General features: G+C 42.4%; 14 protein-coding genes and 1 other RNA gene. 9 read left to right on the forward strand and 6 right to left on the reverse strand.

What is annotated here, in order from left to right:
• Window positions 1-46 precede the first annotated feature (46 nt).
• From RMZ42_RS20100 to RMZ42_RS20115, 4 genes are all read left to right on the forward strand, one after another.
• Window positions 47-1204, forward strand: a complete 1158-nt coding sequence (locus RMZ42_RS20100; RefSeq protein WP_322673058.1) for a sn-glycerol-3-phosphate ABC transporter ATP-binding protein UgpC — start codon at window positions 47-49, stop codon at window positions 1202-1204.
• On the forward strand, window positions 1161-2648 hold the full coding sequence (locus tag RMZ42_RS20105) for a mannitol dehydrogenase family protein (protein WP_322673059.1): 1488 nt from the start codon (window positions 1161-1163) through the stop codon (window positions 2646-2648). The genes RMZ42_RS20100 and RMZ42_RS20105 overlap by 44 nt, the downstream gene beginning before the upstream one ends.
• A 78-nt stretch (window positions 2649-2726) precedes the next feature.
• Complete coding sequence (gene xylB / locus RMZ42_RS20110) at window positions 2727-4193, forward strand: xylulokinase (protein WP_322673060.1); 1467 nt, start codon at window positions 2727-2729, stop codon at window positions 4191-4193.
• A gap of 66 nt (window positions 4194-4259) precedes the next feature.
• The gene (locus RMZ42_RS20115; RefSeq protein WP_322673061.1) at window positions 4260-4985 is read left to right on the forward strand and encodes a gamma-glutamylcyclotransferase; all 726 of its coding nucleotides are present in this window, start codon (window positions 4260-4262) and stop codon (window positions 4983-4985) included.
• On the opposite strand, the gene RMZ42_RS20120 is transcribed toward RMZ42_RS20115, so the two are convergent.
• The 5 genes from RMZ42_RS20120 to RMZ42_RS20140 all read right to left on the reverse strand — a co-directional run bounded on the left by RMZ42_RS20120 (window position 4963) and on the right by RMZ42_RS20140 (window position 8508).
• Window positions 4963-5802 (reverse strand): class I SAM-dependent methyltransferase, encoded by an 840-nt coding sequence (locus tag RMZ42_RS20120; RefSeq protein ID WP_322673062.1) that lies wholly within the window; start codon window positions 5800-5802, stop codon window positions 4963-4965. The genes RMZ42_RS20115 and RMZ42_RS20120 overlap by 23 nt on opposite strands.
• Complete coding sequence (locus tag RMZ42_RS20125; protein ID WP_322673063.1) at window positions 5786-6175, reverse strand: DUF120 domain-containing protein; 390 nt, start codon at window positions 6173-6175, stop codon at window positions 5786-5788. The genes RMZ42_RS20120 and RMZ42_RS20125 overlap by 17 nt, the downstream gene beginning before the upstream one ends.
• A 143-nt stretch (window positions 6176-6318) precedes the next feature.
• Window positions 6319-6927 carry a TetR/AcrR family transcriptional regulator gene (locus RMZ42_RS20130; protein ID WP_322673064.1) on the reverse strand — a complete coding sequence of 203 codons (609 nt, stop codon included), beginning with the start codon at window positions 6925-6927 and terminating at the stop codon, window positions 6319-6321.
• 113 nt (window positions 6928-7040) lie between these two features.
• On the reverse strand, window positions 7041-7544 hold the full coding sequence (locus RMZ42_RS20135; RefSeq protein ID WP_322673065.1) for a GNAT family N-acetyltransferase: 504 nt from the start codon (window positions 7542-7544) through the stop codon (window positions 7041-7043).
• A gap of 250 nt (window positions 7545-7794) precedes the next feature.
• Window positions 7795-8508 carry a DJ-1/PfpI family protein gene (locus tag RMZ42_RS20140; protein WP_322673066.1) on the reverse strand — a complete coding sequence of 238 codons (714 nt, stop codon included), beginning with the start codon at window positions 8506-8508 and terminating at the stop codon, window positions 7795-7797.
• A gap of 322 nt (window positions 8509-8830) precedes the next feature.
• Between RMZ42_RS20140 and RMZ42_RS20145 the strand changes: the two genes are divergently transcribed.
• A complete protein-coding gene (locus RMZ42_RS20145; RefSeq protein WP_194040625.1) occupies window positions 8831-9316 on the forward strand; it encodes a beta-lactamase hydrolase domain-containing protein in 486 nt (161 codons plus the stop codon).
• A 242-nt stretch (window positions 9317-9558) separates the two neighbouring features.
• Here RMZ42_RS20145 and RMZ42_RS20150 read toward each other — a convergent pair whose 3' ends face one another.
• A complete protein-coding gene (locus tag RMZ42_RS20150; protein ID WP_322673067.1) occupies window positions 9559-9882 on the reverse strand; it encodes a hypothetical protein in 324 nt (107 codons plus the stop codon).
• Between the two features lie 725 nt (window positions 9883-10607).
• On the opposite strand from RMZ42_RS20150, the gene RMZ42_RS20155 reads away from it, so the two are divergent.
• The 4 genes from RMZ42_RS20155 to RMZ42_RS20170 all read left to right on the forward strand — a co-directional run bounded on the left by RMZ42_RS20155 (window position 10608) and on the right by RMZ42_RS20170 (window position 18096).
• Window positions 10608-11132 (forward strand): pentapeptide repeat-containing protein, encoded by a 525-nt coding sequence (locus RMZ42_RS20155; protein ID WP_322673068.1) that lies wholly within the window; start codon window positions 10608-10610, stop codon window positions 11130-11132.
• Window positions 11129-12295 (forward strand): 5-(carboxyamino)imidazole ribonucleotide synthase, encoded by a 1167-nt coding sequence (locus RMZ42_RS20160; RefSeq protein ID WP_322673069.1) that lies wholly within the window; start codon window positions 11129-11131, stop codon window positions 12293-12295. The genes RMZ42_RS20155 and RMZ42_RS20160 overlap by 4 nt, the downstream gene beginning before the upstream one ends.
• Window positions 12296-12355: 60 nt before the next feature.
• Window positions 12356-12539: non-coding RNA, 6S RNA (gene ssrS, locus RMZ42_RS20165), on the forward strand.
• A 136-nt stretch (window positions 12540-12675) separates the two neighbouring features.
• A complete protein-coding gene (locus tag RMZ42_RS20170) occupies window positions 12676-18096 on the forward strand; it encodes an AAA family ATPase (protein ID WP_322673070.1) in 5421 nt (1806 codons plus the stop codon).
• Window positions 18097-18140: the final 44 nt, after the last annotated feature.

Here is an 18140-nt window from a genome sequence, read left to right on the forward strand (position 1 = left end):
TCTTCTCTGTGTGACAAAAACTTAAACTCATTAATGGAAATATTTTATGTCAACAGTTGCTTTAAGAAATATCCATAAAACCTACGCCGATACAGAGATTATCAAAGGCATTGATCTCGACGTGGGCGATCGCGAATTTGTTGTCTTCGTCGGCCCCTCCGGCTGTGGAAAATCAACCTTACTCCGCATGATTGCTGGATTAGAAGAAATTTCCTCCGGCGATTTACTCATTGATGGACAAAAAGTCAATGATGTGCCACCCGATAAACGTGGTTTAGCAATGGTGTTTCAAACTTATGCCTTATATCCCCACATGACAGTGGCAGAAAATATGGCTTTTAGCCTCCGACTTGCGGGTATGCAGAAAGCCCAGCGTTATGAAAGGGCGCGTGAAGTCGCTCGTATCCTGCAATTAGAGCCGCTTTTGAACCGGAAGCCCAAAGAATTATCGGGAGGACAACGGCAAAGGGTAGCGATCGGCCGTGCTTTGGTGCGTAATCCCAAAGTATTTTTGTTTGATGAGCCACTGTCCAACTTGGATGCTTCATTGCGGGTGCAGATGCGGATTGAGCTTGCCAGCTTACACGACAGCCTGCAAGCCACGATGATTTATGTTACTCACGATCAAGTTGAGGCAATGACCCTTGCCGACAAGATTGTGGTGTTGCAGGGCGGCATCATCGAACAAATGGGTTCTCCCCTGGAATTGTACCATCATCCCCGCAATCTATTCGTTGCCGGATTTATTGGTTCACCGAAAATGAACTTTATCTCGGTGACAGTTTCAGCCGTCAATGACTCTGGGGCAACAGTCAGACTCCCTGGTGACGCAAGCGTAACGATTCCGGTGAAGCCCAAAACCCTCTCAGTTGGGGATAGAGCAACATTAGGGATTCGTCCCGAACATCTGCGGCTCGATCGCAATAACCCAAGCGTGAATGGTGAAGTATTAGTCGTAGAACGATTAGGCGGAGAAACCTTTCTCTACATCAAGATTGCGGGTGGCGAAACCATAGTTGTGCAAACAGACGGAGATAATCCAGCCAACATGCACGATTACGTTCCGATTTACATTAATGGTGAGCTTTGCCATTTGTTCGATCGCGACGGTGAAGCCATCCCCAAAGTTCATCGTCACCACCTAACCCAGAATGAATCCCATGAACAGCAATATCAGCACAGACTCAGCAATCAAGCTGAATGAAGCATCTCTGTCTCATTTAGGAAATAACATTCGCGTACCCAATTACGATCGCCATCAAATCACAAACGGTATTGTCCATATCGGTGTGGGTGGGTTCCATCGCGCACATCAAGCTTTATACCTGGATAATTACTTTCATCAAAATTCCGGTATTGAATGGGGAATATGCGGGGTTGGGCTACTAGAATTCGATAAACAGATGCGGGATGCACTTAAATCACAAGATTGTTTGTATACCTTAATCGAAAGATCCCCAGCAGGCGATCGCGCCCGTGTGATTGGAGCAATTACAAAATATCTATTTGCCCCAGATAACCGCCAAGCTGTAATTGACACCTTAGCAGATCCCAAATGCCGCATCGTTACCCTCACCATTACCGAAGGCGGTTACTACTATATTGAAGGTAGCGGTGAATTCGATGTCAATCACCCAACAATCCAGTACGATTTGCAGCATCCCGACGAGCCAATTGGAGTATATGGCTTTTTGACAGCAGCCCTCGATCGCCGCCGTCAACAAGGAATAGCGCCGTTCACCGTATTGTCCTGCGACAATCTGCAAGGTAACGGTAACATTGCCCGCAAAATGTTAACTGCATTTGCCCAAATGCAAAACCCGGAATTGGGGCATTGGGTTGCTGAACAGATGGCCTTTCCTAACTGCATGGTCGATCGCATTACCCCCGCCACAACCCCAGCCGATATCAAAATGGTGGCGGAACAGTTTAACATCGATGATGCCTTTCCAGTTGTTTCCGAACCGTTTCTTCAGTGGGTAGTCGAAGACAATTTTAGCGCAGGTAGACCCGACTGGGAATCAGTTGGCGTTCAGATGACCAGTGATGTTCATCCCTACGAAATGATGAAAATCCGGTTGCTCAACGCCAGTCACTTGTTGATTGGCTATCTCGGCTCTTTAGCAGGCTACACTTACGTTCATGAGGTCATGGCCGATCCATTAATCCGACAAGCCGTCGATAATTTGATGGCAGAGGTTACGCCCACACTCCAACCTGTACCAGGGATTGATTTGGACGATTACAAAAAAACCTTAATTGAACGCTTTGCCAATCCCAAGATTCGGGATCAACTGCCGCGTCTTTGCCTCAATAGCTCCGCTAAAATGCCAAAATTTGTTCTCGGCTCAGTCCGTGACGCGTTGCATCAAGGAGGAGCCATTGACTACATGAGCCTAACGGTTGCTGCTTGGTTCCGTTACCTCAACGGACAAGATGACCAAGGTAACACCATTCCCATTGATGACCCAATATCAGGTACTCTGACTCAACTAGCTCATTCAAGTGGCAGCGATGCCAAACCATTGCTTAATCTAACTGAGATTTTTGGCGATTTATCGCAGTCATCACATTTTGTTGAGTCAGTTACGAATCATTTACACAGATTGTATAAGTTTGGAGCGAAAGAAACATTAGTCAAAACTTAACCAAAGAGTGAAAGCTGTGAGCTTTGAAGGTGGAAGTTTCATTTCTGCCTTCTGAATATTAAGAATTTGGAGGGGCAATTGACTGACATCGTAGTTGGCTTAGACTTGGGTACAGGAGGAGTAAGAGCGATCGCAGTTGACCTCCAAGGGCAAATTATCGCTCAAGCAACCAGAAGCTATCCTCTATTAACTCCACAACCCGGTTGGACGGAACAGAACTCATCGGATTGGGTGGAAGCAAGTTTGGATGCTCTCTTCGATGTTACTCAACAGCTAAACGGACATCGACCAATTGCCCTCGGTTTGTCTGGACAAATGCATGGTATGGTTCCTCTCGACACCCAAGGTAAAGCCATTAGACCGGCAATTTTATGGAATGACCAGCGCACAGGTAAAGCTGTTGCTGAGATTGAAGCCGCTATTCCTCGTCAAGAGTTGATCCAGCGCACTGGAAATCCGGCAATTACAGGATTTCAACTGCCGAAGCTTTTATGGTTACGGACTGAAGATCCACTTGCATACACTCGGTTATGGCAGATTCTTTTACCAAAAGATTATTTGGGATATGTGCTAACCGGCGAAGCAGTAACGGAACCATCTGATGCGTCTGGTGTCGGCTGTCTGAATCTGGCGAATCGGCAATGGGATACAGATATTCTCCATACTCTTGATATCAATCCAGCGTTGTTTCCTCCGGTAATCGAATCTACAGCGATCGCTGGACGGCTAAAATCAGAAATAGCCGCCCGTGTGGGTTTACCTGTGGGATTACCAGTGGTCGCAGGTGGAGGTGATAACGCCGCAGCAGCCATCGGTTTGGGCATCTCATCAAGCAACCTAAATCGGGGTAGTTTGAGTATTGGCACATCGGGAGTTATTTTTGCACCGTGCGATCGCCCAATTCCCGATCCCGAAGGTCGGGTACATTTATTCTGCCATGTGGATGGTGGCTATCATCTGCTGGGAGTGACGCTAGCAGCTGGTGGTTCTCTGCGTTGGTATCGAGATACATTTGCACCGCATATATCTTACACCGAACTGATGGATATGGCAGAGCGATCGCAGCCTGGTGCGCGTGGTGTTCTATTTCTACCCCATCTCGCAGGAGAACGCAGTCCCCACCTCGATCCAGATACTCGTGGTGCTTTCGTGAATTTGTCATTAGCTCATACACAAGCAGATATAACTCGTGCTGTGCTGGAAGGGGTTGCATTTAGCTTGCGGTCAGCATTGGAGGTAATTAGTGCGATCGCTCCCCTCGATCAACTCTTAGCAACGGGTGGAGGCGCACGTTCTCACCTCTGGTTACAAATTTTGGCAGATGTTTTGCAAACAAAACTCATTGCACCCAAAGCTGAGGAAGGAGCTGCTTACGGAGCAGCTATTTTGGCAATGGTAGGGATTGGTGTTTATCCGAATTTAGCAACTGCACTCAAGATTTTATCGCAAGATACTAATGTAGTACAGCCGCAGCCAAATCCTTTGTATGAAGCAGGATTTAAGCGCTACAAGCTACTTTACGATACATTGAAAGCTGTTCGTTGAGGATTAAATTATCTTAAAGTTAGAGTGAATTACTGAAGATTTACAGAAAAAATAATCTACACTATTATGTCACTCAGTCGTAGCGACCTCGAAGCCGGAAACATACAGACGAGACTATTAGAAGCATCACACTCTGGAATCAAGCTAACTACCTTGAGCGAAGATGAGTTACAGCGATCGCTCGATGAAACACTACAACAGCAACCACCAAATTCTGATATCTGGATATTTGCCTACGGTTCCCTGATTTGGAATCCCCTGATCGCATACGTCGAGCGCCGTGCTGGGATCGTTTATGGTTGGCATCGGCGCTTCTGTACATGGATGATCCTCGGTCGCGGTACTCCAGATAATCCCGGATTACTCTTAGGACTCGATCGGGGTGGTAGCTGTCGTGGCGTTATTTATCGGATTGCTGCTGCTGATGTCCCATCCGAATTACTGCTGATTTGGCGACGGGAGATGTTGGGTGGTGTCTACATTGCTCGTTGGGTGAAGGTATTTGATGGTACACAGGAATTCCTAGCGATCGCTTTTGTTGCTAATCGCCAACATCCCAGGTACGCTCATCAAATACCATTAACAACTACTGTGAATAGCATTGCCACCGCATCGGGAAAATTGGGTTCCTGCGCTGATTATCTGATGAAAACTGTCGAGGGATTAATCAGTGAAGGCATTAAAGATAGACAATTACTCTGGTTACATAAACAAGTGTTGGCAAAACAACAAGCGCTTTTAGTTAATGGGGATCGCTCTACTTTAGTGCCTATTTCCGGGCAACAGCCATGATGTGAGCGCTCATCCCCAGTATAGAGGGTTCGGTTTCTAACCAACGAATTGCTTCTAAAAGGCGATCGCGGCGACCTAGTTCATTCCAGTGTTCCTGAAAGTTTTGTAATAACCAGCCTGCCCCTTCAATCGCTAAAATCTTTTCAGAATGTAAGCCCGCTTCTTCAACCTCTGCTTTGAGTTCTTCTGGATGATGAAAGAAGGTTTTTGTAAAGTAGCGAGGATGGTTGTTTGGGTTGCGGTGTTGACCATCAATCAAATCCTGTTTAACAATCTCTACAAACTCAGGATCGTCTAAATGTCCCCGAAATAATCCATCTAAGGTTGAAGCAAAACGAGAAACTCCCGCAGCAAAAACAAAACCTCCAGTTTTTAAGATGCGATGAGCTTCACGCAAAGCAATAATCCGATCTGTGCGCTCAGTCAAATGATACAAAGGCCCAAATAACAGAACAGCATCAACGCTATTATCCGCCCGATTGAGTTGCCGAGCATCTCCAACTGCCAAACTAGCTAGAGGATATTCTGGTTGAGTTTGAGACAAATGTCGGGCTTGCTCTATGTGCAAAGGAACCGCATCAATGAGATGGACTTCATAGCCTTGTTGAGCAAGCCAAAAAGAATAAACGCCAGCGCCACCGCCAACATCGAAAATCACTGCGGGAGGAGGCGGTAGGTAGCGGCTAATAAGTTCTTGACTTCGGGCTAATTCCAGCAAACCTGCACCTTTTGATAACCGGTCTTGCTCTCGACCACTCGCGTAATGGATTAACGCTTCATCTTCAAGCAGATTGTTTAATTCAGATAAATCTGGCATCGTGAATCTCAACTTCAATCAAATCATTATCTTTAAGGTTATATAGCTCTCGCAGTTTCACATCGCAAGCTATCTCAATAATTGTTTTCGGATGATCTCCATTTTCAGTATTATTTTTGTCTGTTCTTAAGATAAAAGCATCTCTGCCAAATATCTTACAGGGAACAATGCTCACAGAAACAGTCCCTCCATATTCTTCCTTTTCCAGACGCATAACATTTTTCGGAAGATGGTAATGTCGATCTAACTGAATATTTAAAGTTCCAGGGAAGAATTTCATTCCGGTTTTTCTCAAGTAATATTCTTGGAGTTTCTCAATCCAGTAAGAAAAGTTTCCTAAACCACTAACAACCTTACCTTTTAAGATTCTCATATATCTTTATGTATATAAATAAGCTAGTATTTATATCGGTTGAACTTAAAGAAAAATTCAAAATTCAGAAACAATAATTTGTCTCTAACTCTTTTCCATGCTCCCCTGCTGCCTATTTGTATCAACCTTAAAGTAAAATGGTATTAGAGGGGAGTAGTACTGATACCACGCACAAAAATATCTACACAGGTTTCGATATAGTCCTCACAGCTATAGTTGCCTTGATTGAATTTTGCACTGCGGCATAGCATTCCAGCCAATAGCATTCCTGTAAACATATCGACAGCCGGAAATGGATCGAGGTCTGCTCTGACAGTGCCTCGTTTCTGACTCGATTGCAGGTAAGCTACCAGTTTTTCCCCTAAGGGCTTGGCAGCTTCTTGAATAACTTGTTTAGCTGCTTCTGGATGACGTTTGGCTTCTCCAATGAAGGTACGAATTAAGTCCTCCTGTGTCTCTAGCATAGTATTGTAGAGATGGGCATACTGTTTTAAATCAATTTTTAAATCCTGTGTCCACGCTTCGGGGTATGCAAGGGCTTCTGTCTGGAGTGCCAAGGCATTCTTCATTACTGCTCCCAGAAGTTGTTCTTTGCTAGCAAAGTGGCGAAATAAAGTCACCTCATTTACACCAGCAACACGAGCTATTTCACGGGTAGTTGCTCCTTGAACACCTAAACTGGCAAATACCTGCAAGGCGGCTTCTATCAAACGTGTACGGGTGAGAGTTGATGAACGGATGGTTTTGTGCATTTATGCTGGCAAGTACTTACTTTCATCATAGATTATGTAGAAAAAGTGGTGATAATTTGAGGAAAATAGTGTTGATGCCAACATTTTTAAAATTATTGAAAATATTTACCTTCTCAAATTGATTTCGGTGCAGTAGCTAATGTTTTACTCATTTTAGTAACTGGAACAAATATCCCACTTCTTAAATAATGAGGTGCTTTTTGGATGACTGTAAATCCCAGTCGTAAATAAAACCCTTCAGCATAAAGGCTAGCGGTTGTAATTACCTTATCTATACCTTGCTCAGTTGCTTCATCGCAAAAATGTTGAACTAAAGCACGGCCAACCCCTTTACCTTGATATTTAGGATGGACATACAGCCCGATGAGTTCATCAACAATGAAACTAGCAAAACCGATAACACCATCTCCCTCGATCGCAACCCAGAAAGATTCTGCTTTCATACTCTTCAAGATATTTGAACCATCAGGTTTATCGCGGTAATTGCGCCAAGCTAAAAGTTCTTTTTGGGTGTAGAAAGTTGGAGGTAGAGCTTTGATAGCAGCAATATGAATTGCACTCAACACCCACGCATCTGTTTCTTGGGCAGGTCGAAGAGATATTTCCTTAGCGCTCATAGTTCAGTGCTGGCATTCAGATTACAAGATAAGGCAGGGGCAGATCGCTTTTAGCGTCTCCCCTTGGGAGAAGGCAGGAGGAAAAAAGTATGAATAAAAACTTTAGTTCTGGGTACATTGCCCAGTTTAAAAAGAAGAATTGTTCTGTAAGCTATGTTACAGCTTCCGTAACACACCGAAAATCGGAAATGGTGCGTTATGTGTTTCACGCTAATACAATCTACCCTATCTTCTAATTATTTGCGCCTAGCTATTTATTAGCAGTTTGCAATTGAGTCACAACTCGCTGGACAATTTGCCGTCTGATTTCCTGAACATTGTGACTTGCATCTATAACGCGAGCAAGTACAGCCGCAGGGGCAGTTTGGGGAGAACCACTGTTAAAGGGTGGTTGGGGATTGTATTCAATCCCTAGTTGAATTGCTTGGGCGAGCGCTTCCCCAAATAACTCAGCAGCTAGAGCCAGCCCAAAATCAATGCCAGCTGTCACACCACCGCTTGTAATTCGATTGCGATCGATGACAATTCTTTGGGCAACTGTCTTCACTCCTAACATCTCAAGTAAATCCAACGATAGCCAGTGAGTAGTGGCGCAATAGCCCTGAAGTAAACCCGCCGCCGCCAGCAGCAGCGAACCAGTGCAGACAGCCGTAACATAGCGGGCTTGTTTCCCTTGGGTTTTGAGAAAGCCGAGGAACTTTTCATCTTCCATTTTGGCATTGATACCTGGGCCTCCTGGCACAAATAACACATCTAAGGCTGGGGCTTGAGCAAAGGTTGTGTCAGGTAGAAAAGTGAGGCCGCAATCGCTTTGAATTGGTTCGAGTGTTTCCGCCAGCAGATATAATTGCGCCTTTGGCAATTTGGCAAAGACTTCGTAGGGGCCCGTAAAATCTAACTGCGTCACATCTGGGAACAATACTATTCCAATGGATAGAGAAGAAATTTGTTCTGTAACAGTCATTATTGATACCCTTGTTCGCAAAAATTCCGATCGATTGCTCCTGCAACTTGCCCAATAGTATAACTCTAGAACTATAAACTACGGTAATTGCATCAACAAAAAGTATAAAAAACTCTAATTATCACTAATTCTATCGACAAACCGTATATTATGGATAAAGCAAAAAAATAACCAACTTCAAAAGACAAATTTTGAATTAATCAAGCAATATCTTGTGATATTTGGCTAATTTTATTGTGTTTATTTTAAATGTCTTCTCAAAGCTTGCTCCCTTAGAGTATTTACCAAGCTAGCAGACATTAGAAAATCAAAAGGAGTGAATGTGATCAACGCCATACAAATTAACGAAAACTTGACAACAACAGGACAAGTCATACCGAAACAGCTTGAGCAAGCTATTCAAGAAGGTTTTAAGTCTGTTCTCAATTTGCGATCGCCTGATGAACTAGGATTTTCCAAAGATGAGCAAAAAGTAGCGGAAGCATTGGGGCTGTATTATCAAAATGTTCCACTCAAGGTGGATCTGAAAAATTTGAATGAAGAGGTGATTACCAAAATCCTCACGACACTCGAACAAATCCCGAAACCAGCAGTTGTGCATTGTGCCGCCGGGATGCGATCGACTGGAATTGCGCTGTTGAGTATCGCTATCCAAGAAGGATTAACGCCAGAGGAAACCTTAGCAAAAGCAAGAAATCTCGGCTTTGGATTCTTTGAACACGCTGGCGTTAGTCCCCGATTGAAACAATTATTTGTGGACTACGTTAACAAACACGCGAAGGTAGCTTTACCAGCTAGCTGCTCTTAAATGGATGTTAGTTATTTCTATTGTTATGTCCTAATAGACTAGAAGGCTGCTATACAAATCATTGAAGAAGAATTCAGAATTAAGATGCTCTAGTTCCACAGAATTCAATTCTGTTAGCCGATAGCTAAGGTTTAGCCCATTCTGGCTCCTGACTCCTGAATTCTTTCTTCTTAAAAATTAAAAACTGCTCTTGCTGAAAGTAGACAAGAGCAGTTTTGAATAGCAAAGCCCAAAATCATAATTTAGGCATCTTCAAGTTCAAATTGAGCCACCGTAACAGCATTAAAAGCGAAAGCTAAAACTAATGGCATCGGCGACTGAAACCAAAAGGTAAAAAGAACAGCTAGGATTGTGCCAATTACTGCCGACAGCGACCACAATCGTTCTTCCAAAGTCAGTCCTTTTTCGGCTTTAATCAATCTGAGAACATGAACTGGAATTGGCTCTGGCATTACCCCACCCGGAGGAAAAGCCCAGAAGTTGTTACGTCGCTCAACAAATAAATCTGTCCAGCCATTTTCTTGGCACCATGCCTCAATCCATTGAACAGAGTAATGATTCATCATCGGGTTTCGCAGTTCGGTTTGTGGAAGTTGTGTACTTGGTGAATGTAAAGTCTGGGAGATTCCTGAAGAACTAACTAATCGCTATAAAATTAACGCTAATTATCGAGCTTTAAGCTTTGTTAAGCAATTGAGACGCATTTAATTACGCTCAAACCTTGCTTTCATTAATTAAAAGACTAACAGTTGATCGGGGCTATTGAATTTAAAAGACAACAAACTTTACTTGCAAAATAGAAAGTCAAGAATTGTAAATAACTCCGTGAGTATTACTGCTTAAAAAAGTTTTTATCTGTTGAAAATTTAAATCCACAGATGAAGAGTTGTAAATTAAGTCAACAAGCATAGGTCATAGTAGACATTGCTTTATTCAGCTAAATTATTCCTTAAGAGTTAGGAATTTCAAGTTTTATTTTCATCAAGAGCGACAGATTATCCTGCCCGTCTCTATTTTGCTAAAGCTTGCTTGATGTAAGAAACAATTTATACTCAGTCATTGCGATCGCTATTTAGTAATTATTGTTTTGATATCTAATTTTAGTGCGATCGCAGATTGCCTCTCTCTACCTCAAGTAGCAGGGAGAATTTTGCTAAAGTAAGAAGTTTATCCTCTTTTTGCGTTACAAAATATTAAGCAACGGAAATACACGTTTTCCAAGTCCAGTAGCAAGGCTGCGAGTCTCAATTAGTACGATCCAGTCTTGCTAATATTCAAATGCGGTAATTAAATGCGGAAATTATACACTAAATTGGCTCTCAATATCTTTTGGCGGCAAACACTAGCATTCCTTCTCGGAATTATTATCTGGTGTGTGGCCGATCCAGCAGTGGCAGTAGACTGGACTCATCCACTGTCATTTAGCAATGCAGAGCTATCAAGACGTGATTTTTCTGGACAGAGTTTGCAAGCTGCTGAGTTTTCTAACGCCAATATGGAATTGGCGAACTTTACAAACGCTGACTTACGGGGAGCAGTCATGAGCGCTTCGGTGATGACAAAAGCAAATCTCCACGGAGCAGATTTAACGAATGCAATGGTCGATCAGGTAAACTTGACTAAGGCAGATTTGAGCGATGCAGTTTTCAAAGAAGCTCTTTTGCTCCGCGCCATATTTAATGATGTAAATATAGACGGTGCAGATTTTACAGATGCAATTTTGGATAGAGCGCAAATTAAAGAACTGTGCGAAAAAGCCAGTGGTGTGAATTCCAAAACAGGCGTGCAAACTCGTGATTCTCTAGGATGTCAATGAAGCGTGTTGGTGTAATTGGTGGCGGACAACTAGCCTGGATGATGGCGGATGCAGCACAGAAGCTAGGAGTAGAATTAATAGTACAAACTCCAAGCGTTCACGACCCGGCCGTGTCAATCGCTCAGGAAACTGTTTTTGCGCCAGTTGATGATGCAAATGCTACGGAAATATTAGCTCAAAAATGCGATGTTATCACTTTTGAAAACGAATTTGTTAACCTGCAAGCTTTATCCGGTTTAGCACAGCAAGGCGTTTGTTTTCGTCCCAGATTAGAAGCTTTAACTCCTCTTTTAGATAAATATCATCAGCGTTGCTATTTACGCGACTTAGGCTTACCAGTTCCTCAATTTTTCGCCCTTGACGAGGTAGAAAATCTCAAATCAAAAATAGAATATCTAGGTTTTCCAGTAGTTTTGAAATCCCGCCGTCATGGTTATGACGGTCAAGGTACTTTCATAATTCAGGATTTTGCTGCTTTAGAACAAAAGCTAAGTCATGGAACCACAACAAAGACTTTAAATCAATCGCTATTCTTGTTAGAAGAATTTGTTCCTTTTGAAAGAGAACTAGCAATAATTGCAGCTCGTTCTGTGGAGGGAGAAATTGTCACTTACCCAGTAGTGGAAACCCAACAAGAACAACAAGTGTGTCGGCGGGTGATTGCGCCAGCAGAGATTACGTCCAATCAAGTAGCAGAAATCCAAGCGATCGCACATACTCTATTAAATAGCTTAGAAGTAGTGGGAATTTTTGGAATTGAGCTATTTCTCAGGGCTGATGGCAAAGTACTGGTAAATGAAATTGCACCCCGCACCCACAATTCTGGGCATTTTTCTCTTGACGCTTGCGAAACTTCTCAGTTTGAGCAGCATCTTCGAGCCGTTTGTGGTTTACCTTTGGGAAATCCGGCTTTACAGTGCGCGGGTGCTGTAATGGTTAACCTACTGGGGTATGAAAATTCTCACAGCGACTACCAAAGCCAGCGTCAAAAAATAGCAGAAATTCCCCAGGCGCACGTTCACTGGTATGGCAAGACAGAATCACGTCCTGGGCGGAAGTTGGGGCATGTTACTGTTTTGCTAGATAATCGGAATCGAGAGTCGGCAAGTGCATACGCCAATAACATCGCCCACAACATAGAATCTATCTGGTATCCCAGGTAAATAGATCGGAAAGTTTCGATATTGAACACACAACATCTTTTGAAAAGCTATAATGAGTGAGTTGCACTACGACGTTGGTGACTGCCATCAAGTTTTTTGATCTATGCCTTTAATGACAAGGGAGTCAACTGTTCTCGTGGCAGTATACCGGGCATGTACCCGGAAACTTTAAACGAGGAATTTAGGTTCCCACCTGGATAAACCCAGGTCATAAACTTAGGTAAAACGGCGTCGCGGTGAACTTAAAATTATTAGCTCCCAAAGTCAGTTAGAATTTGGGAGCTTTAATTATTTCAATCAATTTAAAATAAGCGAACTGACAGTAAAGATTGCCATATTTTTGGGAAACCTAGATACTGAGGTCTCAAGAATTAAGCCCTATGGTCAGCATTCCCGGATATCAAGTTAGCAAAGAACTCTACAACGGTTCTCGAACCTTGGTTTATCGTGCTAATCGAGAAACTGACCAAAAATCTGTGGTGATTAAGCTGATGAAAACTGCTTATCCCAGCTTCAGTGAATTGGTACAGTTTCGCAACCAGTTCACCATTGCCAAAAATTTGAATCTACCTGGAATCATCCAAACCTATAGTCTGGAACCCTATCAGAATGGCTATGTGTTAGTGATGGAAGACTTTAGGGGAATTTCTCTAAAGCAGTGGCAAGGTAGAGGAGAGAATAGGAGAATAGGGGAAACACCACAAGCTCTGATTGACTTTTTACAAGTAGCGATCGCACTGTGCAATACATTAGATATTCTAATTCGTCATCGGGTCATTCACAAAGATATTAAACCCGCCAATATTTTAATTAATCCAGAAACTAAAGAAGTTAAGTTAATTGACTTTAGTATTGCATCTTTATTACCACGAGAAACTCAAAGCCTCATGAGTCCTAATGTATTAGAAGGGACACTTGGCTATTTGTCTCCAGAGCAAACTGGAAGGATGAATCGGGGGATTGATTACCGTACTGATTTTTATTCTCTGGGTGTAACTTTTTACGAATTACTAACAGGGCAATTACCATTTCAATCGCACGAACCAATGGAATTGGTACATTGTCATATTGCCAAACTTCCGCCTTTAGTACATGAAATTAATCCGCAAATTGCGCCTGTACTCTCATCGATTGTTAGCAAACTGATGGCGAAAAATGCCGAAGACCGTTATCAGAGCGCATTTGGGCTGAAATATGATTTAGAAAATTGTTTAGCTCAACTCAAGGAAACGGGTAAGATTGTAAGTTTCCCAGTTGCTCAACGGGATGTGTGCGATCGCTTTATTATCCCAGAAAAACTCTATGGGCGCGAGCATGAAGTTGAAACTCTGCTCAAAGCCTTTGAACGCGTTAGCAACAACCAAACAGAACTAATGCTGGTGGCTGGTTTTTCTGGTATTGGTAAAACTGCTTTAGTTAACGAGGTTCACAAACCTATTGTCCGGCAACGGGGCTACTTCATCAAAGGCAAATTTGACCAATTTAATCGGAATATTCCCTTTTCCGCTTTTGTGCAGGCATTTCGAGACTTAATGGGGCAATTACTGAGTGAAAGTGATGTCCAATTGTCAACTTGGAAAAATAAAATTTTACAAGTGCTGAGGGATGAGGGGCAAGTCATTCTTGAGGTAGTTCCTGAACTAGAACAAATTATTGGTCAACAACCACCTGCAACGGAACTTTCACAGAGTGCAGCCCAGAATCGCTTCAATTTACTCTTTCAAAAGTTCATTCAGGTATTCACCACAAAAGAACATCCATTAGTAATTTTTCTTGATGATTTGCAGTGGGCTGATTCTGCATCCCTAAAATTGATGCAGTTGTTGATAAGCGAGTTAGGAAGTGGAGCTTTACTTTTAATTGGCGCTTATCGAGACAATGAAGTATCTACCGCACATCAGTTGATGTTGACTTTAGCGGAGATTCGCAAAGTCAATGCGACAATTCACAGCATTACTTTAGCCCCGTTAAGTAAAGCTAGTTTAAATCAATTGGTAGTTGATACCTTGAGTTGTTCGAGTAAAACTGCCCAACCACTAACGCAACTCGTCTATCAAAAAACTCAAGGAAATCCATTTTTTGCAACGCACTTTCTCAAAGTATTATATGAAGATGGGCTGATTACTTTTAATTTTGCTCAAGGTTACTGGCAATGTGATATTGCTGCTGTGAAAGCACTTGCTCTTACCGATGATGTTGTAGAATTCGTAGCGCTACAGTTACAAAAGTTGCCAGATGCAACGCAAAATGTGTTGAAATTAGCCGCGTGTATTGGCAACTCTTTTGATTTGCTAACCTTAGCAATTGTTTCTGAACAATCAGAAACCGAAACGGCAGCATCTTTATGGAAAGCTTTGCAAGAAGGGTTAGTTTTACCTACTAGTGAAGTTTATAAATTTTTTCAAGATAATGAGCATAATTCTGACTCAAACCCCTTAAACTCTAATTTCCAAATCCCCATCTATAAATTTTTACACGATCGCGTGCAGCAAGCGGCTTACTCTCTAATTCCAGATGAAGAGAAACAATTTACCCATCTTAAAATTGGTCAATTACTCTTGCAAAATACCTCTGAATCACAGCAAGAGGAGCGCATTTTTGAGATTGTCAGTCAGTTGAATCGAGGAATATTGTTAATTACCCAACCGACTGAACGTCAACAATTAGCTCAATTAAATCTGAATGCTGGTCGAAAAGCAAAAGAAGCTACCGCTTATGGTGCAGCAATTCATTACTTGTATTCTGGAATGCAGCTGCTACCGATTAATAGTTGGGAAATCGCCTACGAATTGACTAGAAGTTTATACGAAGAAGCTGCCGAAGCTGCTTTTCTCAACAATGAATTTGAGCAGATGGAATCTCTGATTCAGGTTGTCATCGAACAAACAACCACCTTACTAGATAGAGTGAAAGTTTATGAAGTGCAACTCCAAGCTTATCAGGTTCAGGGTCAACCATTGCAAGCGATCGCAACTGGATGCGAACTTCTCGCTCAACTTGGGGTAACATTACCTGAATCAGTAACACCTCTAGACATTCAGCAATATGTAGTAAACACGCTCTCCACCTTGGCAGCCAGAAGTATTGAGGGCTTAGTTGATTTGCCATTGATGGACGATCCCAAAGCTTTGGTTGCTTTGCGGATTATGGCTAGTATTGCTCCCGCCATCCACCAGACTTCTTCCTATCTGTTACCAATTATTGCTTGCGAAGAGGTGAATTTATCTCTTAAATACGGCAATGCACCACTTTCTGCACCAGGATATGCAGATTTTGGAATTGTACTTAATATTTGTAACCAACTCGAGTCAGGCTACGAATTTGGTCAGCTAGCTTTAATACTTGTGGATAGATTTCAAGCAAAATCTGTTCAAAGCATAACTCTATTTAAGGTGGGTGCATTGAGTCAATTTAATAAACAACACGTTCGCACCTCAATTAGTTTATTACAGGAATCCCATAGTCTTGGATTAGAAACAGGCGATTTGTTTCATGTACTGGCATCGATGATTTTCAAGTTATTCTATGTCTATTTAAGTGGCACAGAAGTTTTAGAAATTCTCTTAGCAGATATCAAAGCCTACGAGTCTAATTTTGCCCAAAATCAGCGCTTATTAAATTGGTCGAATATAATTTGTCAAAGCATTAATAATTTAACCGAATCTAGCGATCGCACAGAGCGCTTCATTGGTGAAGATGATCGAGATGAACAACTATTATCTGCGCTCATTAAAGAAAATGACGAATTAACACTCCATGTATTTTTCTTAAGTAAGTTAAAACTAAGTTATTTGTTTGAGAATTTTCCGGCGGCAGTTGAAAATGGAAATCAGGGAGAGCAATACCTCAACGGTGGCGCAGGAATGCTATCTGTGCCTGTTTTCTACTATTACGATTCTCTGTCTCGTCTGGCTGTCTATCCAACGGCTGAACCATCTCAACAAGAACAATTACTCTTAAAGGTTGGTGAAAATCAGGAAAAATTGCAGTTTCAAGCCAACTTCGCACCGATGAATTTTCAGCACAAATTTGATTTGGTGGAAGCAGAACGCCATCGGGTTTTAGGCGAAAAAATAGCAGCAATAGAATTGTACGATCGCGCCATAACTCTAGCGAAAGAAAACCAATATATCCAAGAAGAAGCCTTGAGCAATGAACTAGCTGCCAAGTTCTACCTCAATTGGGGCAAAGAAAAAATTGCCCAAGCTTATATGCAAGAAGCTTATTACTGCTATGCTCGTTGGGGCGCTAAAGCCAAAACTGAGGATTTAGAAAAACGCTATCCTCAACTTCTGGCTCCCATCTTACAAGGGCAGTATCATCGCTTTCAACACAGTTCAACCGTCGATGCATCATCATTTCCTCATCAAACCATCCACACAAACCTTTCTAGCAGCAGTATTTCGGAAGCACTCGATTTTGCCACCATCTTTAAAGCCGCACAAGTTCTCTCCAGTGAAATTCAATTAGAGCAGTTGCTCACTACCCTTTTGCAAGTAGTGATGGAAAATGCCGGCGCACAAAAAGCTGCTCTGCTTGTACTTCAACAGGACAACTTGGTGGTTGAAGCTGTAGCTACCATCAATGAAGGAGTGGCTCTGGTATCTATACCATTATCAACCAGTGAAGGCATTCCGATTACACTGGTGAACTATGTCAAACGCAGCTTAAAAACTGTTGTACTGGATGATGCGACAGCACAAACTGATTTTATCGCCGACTCATATTTTATGCAGCAACAACCTAAGAGTGTGTTGTGTACGCCGATGTTAAATCAAGGTAAACTCATCGGGCTGCTATATCTAGAAAATCCGCTGACAATTGGGGCATTTACAAGCGATCGCACCGAAGTTATCCAACTGTTATGCGCTCAAGCTGCCATCTCTCTAGAAAATGCCCGTCTTTATCAAGAATCTCAAAATTATGCCCAAGAGTTAGAGCGATCGCTACAAGAACTTGAGCATACCCAACTACAAATGGTGCAAAATGAAAAAATGGCAACCTTGGGTAATTTGGTTGCTGGGGTGGCACATGAAATTAATAATCCGATTGGATTTCTTAAAGGCAGTGTTAACAATGCCGAAGAGTATATTCAAGACTTACTCGCCCATATCCAATGCTACCAACAACATCATCCCAATCCGGCGATCGCAGTCATTGAGCATGGCGAAGAAATTGACCTAGAATTCCTGACTGAGGACTTACCAAAGTTAGTAGACTCGATGAAGGTGGCTTCAGAAAGGATCAAAGATATTAGCATCAGTCTCCGCACCTTTTCCAGAGCCGATACAACTGAAAAAGTTGCTTGTAACCTCCATGAAGGGATTGAGAGTACACTGTTGATTTTGAAGTATCGCCTCAAAGCTAACGAAAAACGTCCAGCAATTGAAGTCATTACTGAATACGGAAAATTACCACCAGTTAAGTGCTTTTTAGGACAATTAAATCAAGTATTTATGAACATCCTTGCTAACGCCATTGATGCCTTAGATACTTCCTGCGAGGGGCTTTCTTTTGCTCAAGCCCAAGCAAATCATCACCAAATACTGATTCACACCGAAGTATCCAGTGAGCAAAATATGGTGGTAATTCGCATCAAAGATAACGGTCAGGGGATGCCAGAGGAGATTAGATCGCGGATATTTGACCACCTATTTACAACAAAAGAGGTTGGGAAAGGAACAGGATTGGGACTCGCGATCGCTCGTCAAATTGTCGAAGAAACCCATGATGGGCGGTTGAGTTGCAATTCTGTGCTTGGCGAAGGAACAGAATTTGTCATTGAGATTCCAGTATTTTAAAGAATTTGCGATTTTCTTCGCAATGCATAACGCTTCTAATTTTT

The sequence above is a fragment of the Nostoc sp. DedQUE05 genome (assembly GCF_034530955.1).
Lineage (GTDB): Bacteria > Cyanobacteriota > Cyanobacteriia > Cyanobacteriales > Nostocaceae > Nostoc.

What these genes read in the sequence shown, in the direction of transcription:
- RMZ42_RS20130 (WP_322673064.1), bottom strand. Translation starts at nt 6,927, where the DNA reads ATGCACAAAACCATCCGTTCATCAACTCTCACCCGTACACGTTTGATA.
- RMZ42_RS20155 (WP_322673068.1), top strand. Translation starts at nt 10,608, where the DNA reads ATGCGGAAATTATACACTAAATTGGCTCTCAATATCTTTTGGCGGCAA.
- RMZ42_RS20170 (WP_322673070.1), top strand. Translation starts at nt 12,676, where the DNA reads ATGGTCAGCATTCCCGGATATCAAGTTAGCAAAGAACTCTACAACGGT.
- RMZ42_RS20135 (WP_322673065.1), bottom strand. Translation starts at nt 7,544, where the DNA reads ATGAGCGCTAAGGAAATATCTCTTCGACCTGCCCAAGAAACAGATGCG.
- RMZ42_RS20100 (WP_322673058.1), top strand. Translation starts at nt 47, where the DNA reads ATGTCAACAGTTGCTTTAAGAAATATCCATAAAACCTACGCCGATACA.
- RMZ42_RS20125 (WP_322673063.1), bottom strand. Translation starts at nt 6,175, where the DNA reads ATGAGAATCTTAAAAGGTAAGGTTGTTAGTGGTTTAGGAAACTTTTCT.
- RMZ42_RS20115 (WP_322673061.1), top strand. Translation starts at nt 4,260, where the DNA reads ATGTCACTCAGTCGTAGCGACCTCGAAGCCGGAAACATACAGACGAGA.
- RMZ42_RS20150 (WP_322673067.1), bottom strand. Translation starts at nt 9,882, where the DNA reads ATGATGAATCATTACTCTGTTCAATGGATTGAGGCATGGTGCCAAGAA.
- RMZ42_RS20140 (WP_322673066.1), bottom strand. Translation starts at nt 8,508, where the DNA reads ATGACTGTTACAGAACAAATTTCTTCTCTATCCATTGGAATAGTATTG.
- RMZ42_RS20120 (WP_322673062.1), bottom strand. Translation starts at nt 5,802, where the DNA reads ATGCCAGATTTATCTGAATTAAACAATCTGCTTGAAGATGAAGCGTTA.
- RMZ42_RS20105 (WP_322673059.1), top strand. Translation starts at nt 1,161, where the DNA reads ATGAACAGCAATATCAGCACAGACTCAGCAATCAAGCTGAATGAAGCA.
- RMZ42_RS20160 (WP_322673069.1), top strand. Translation starts at nt 11,129, where the DNA reads ATGAAGCGTGTTGGTGTAATTGGTGGCGGACAACTAGCCTGGATGATG.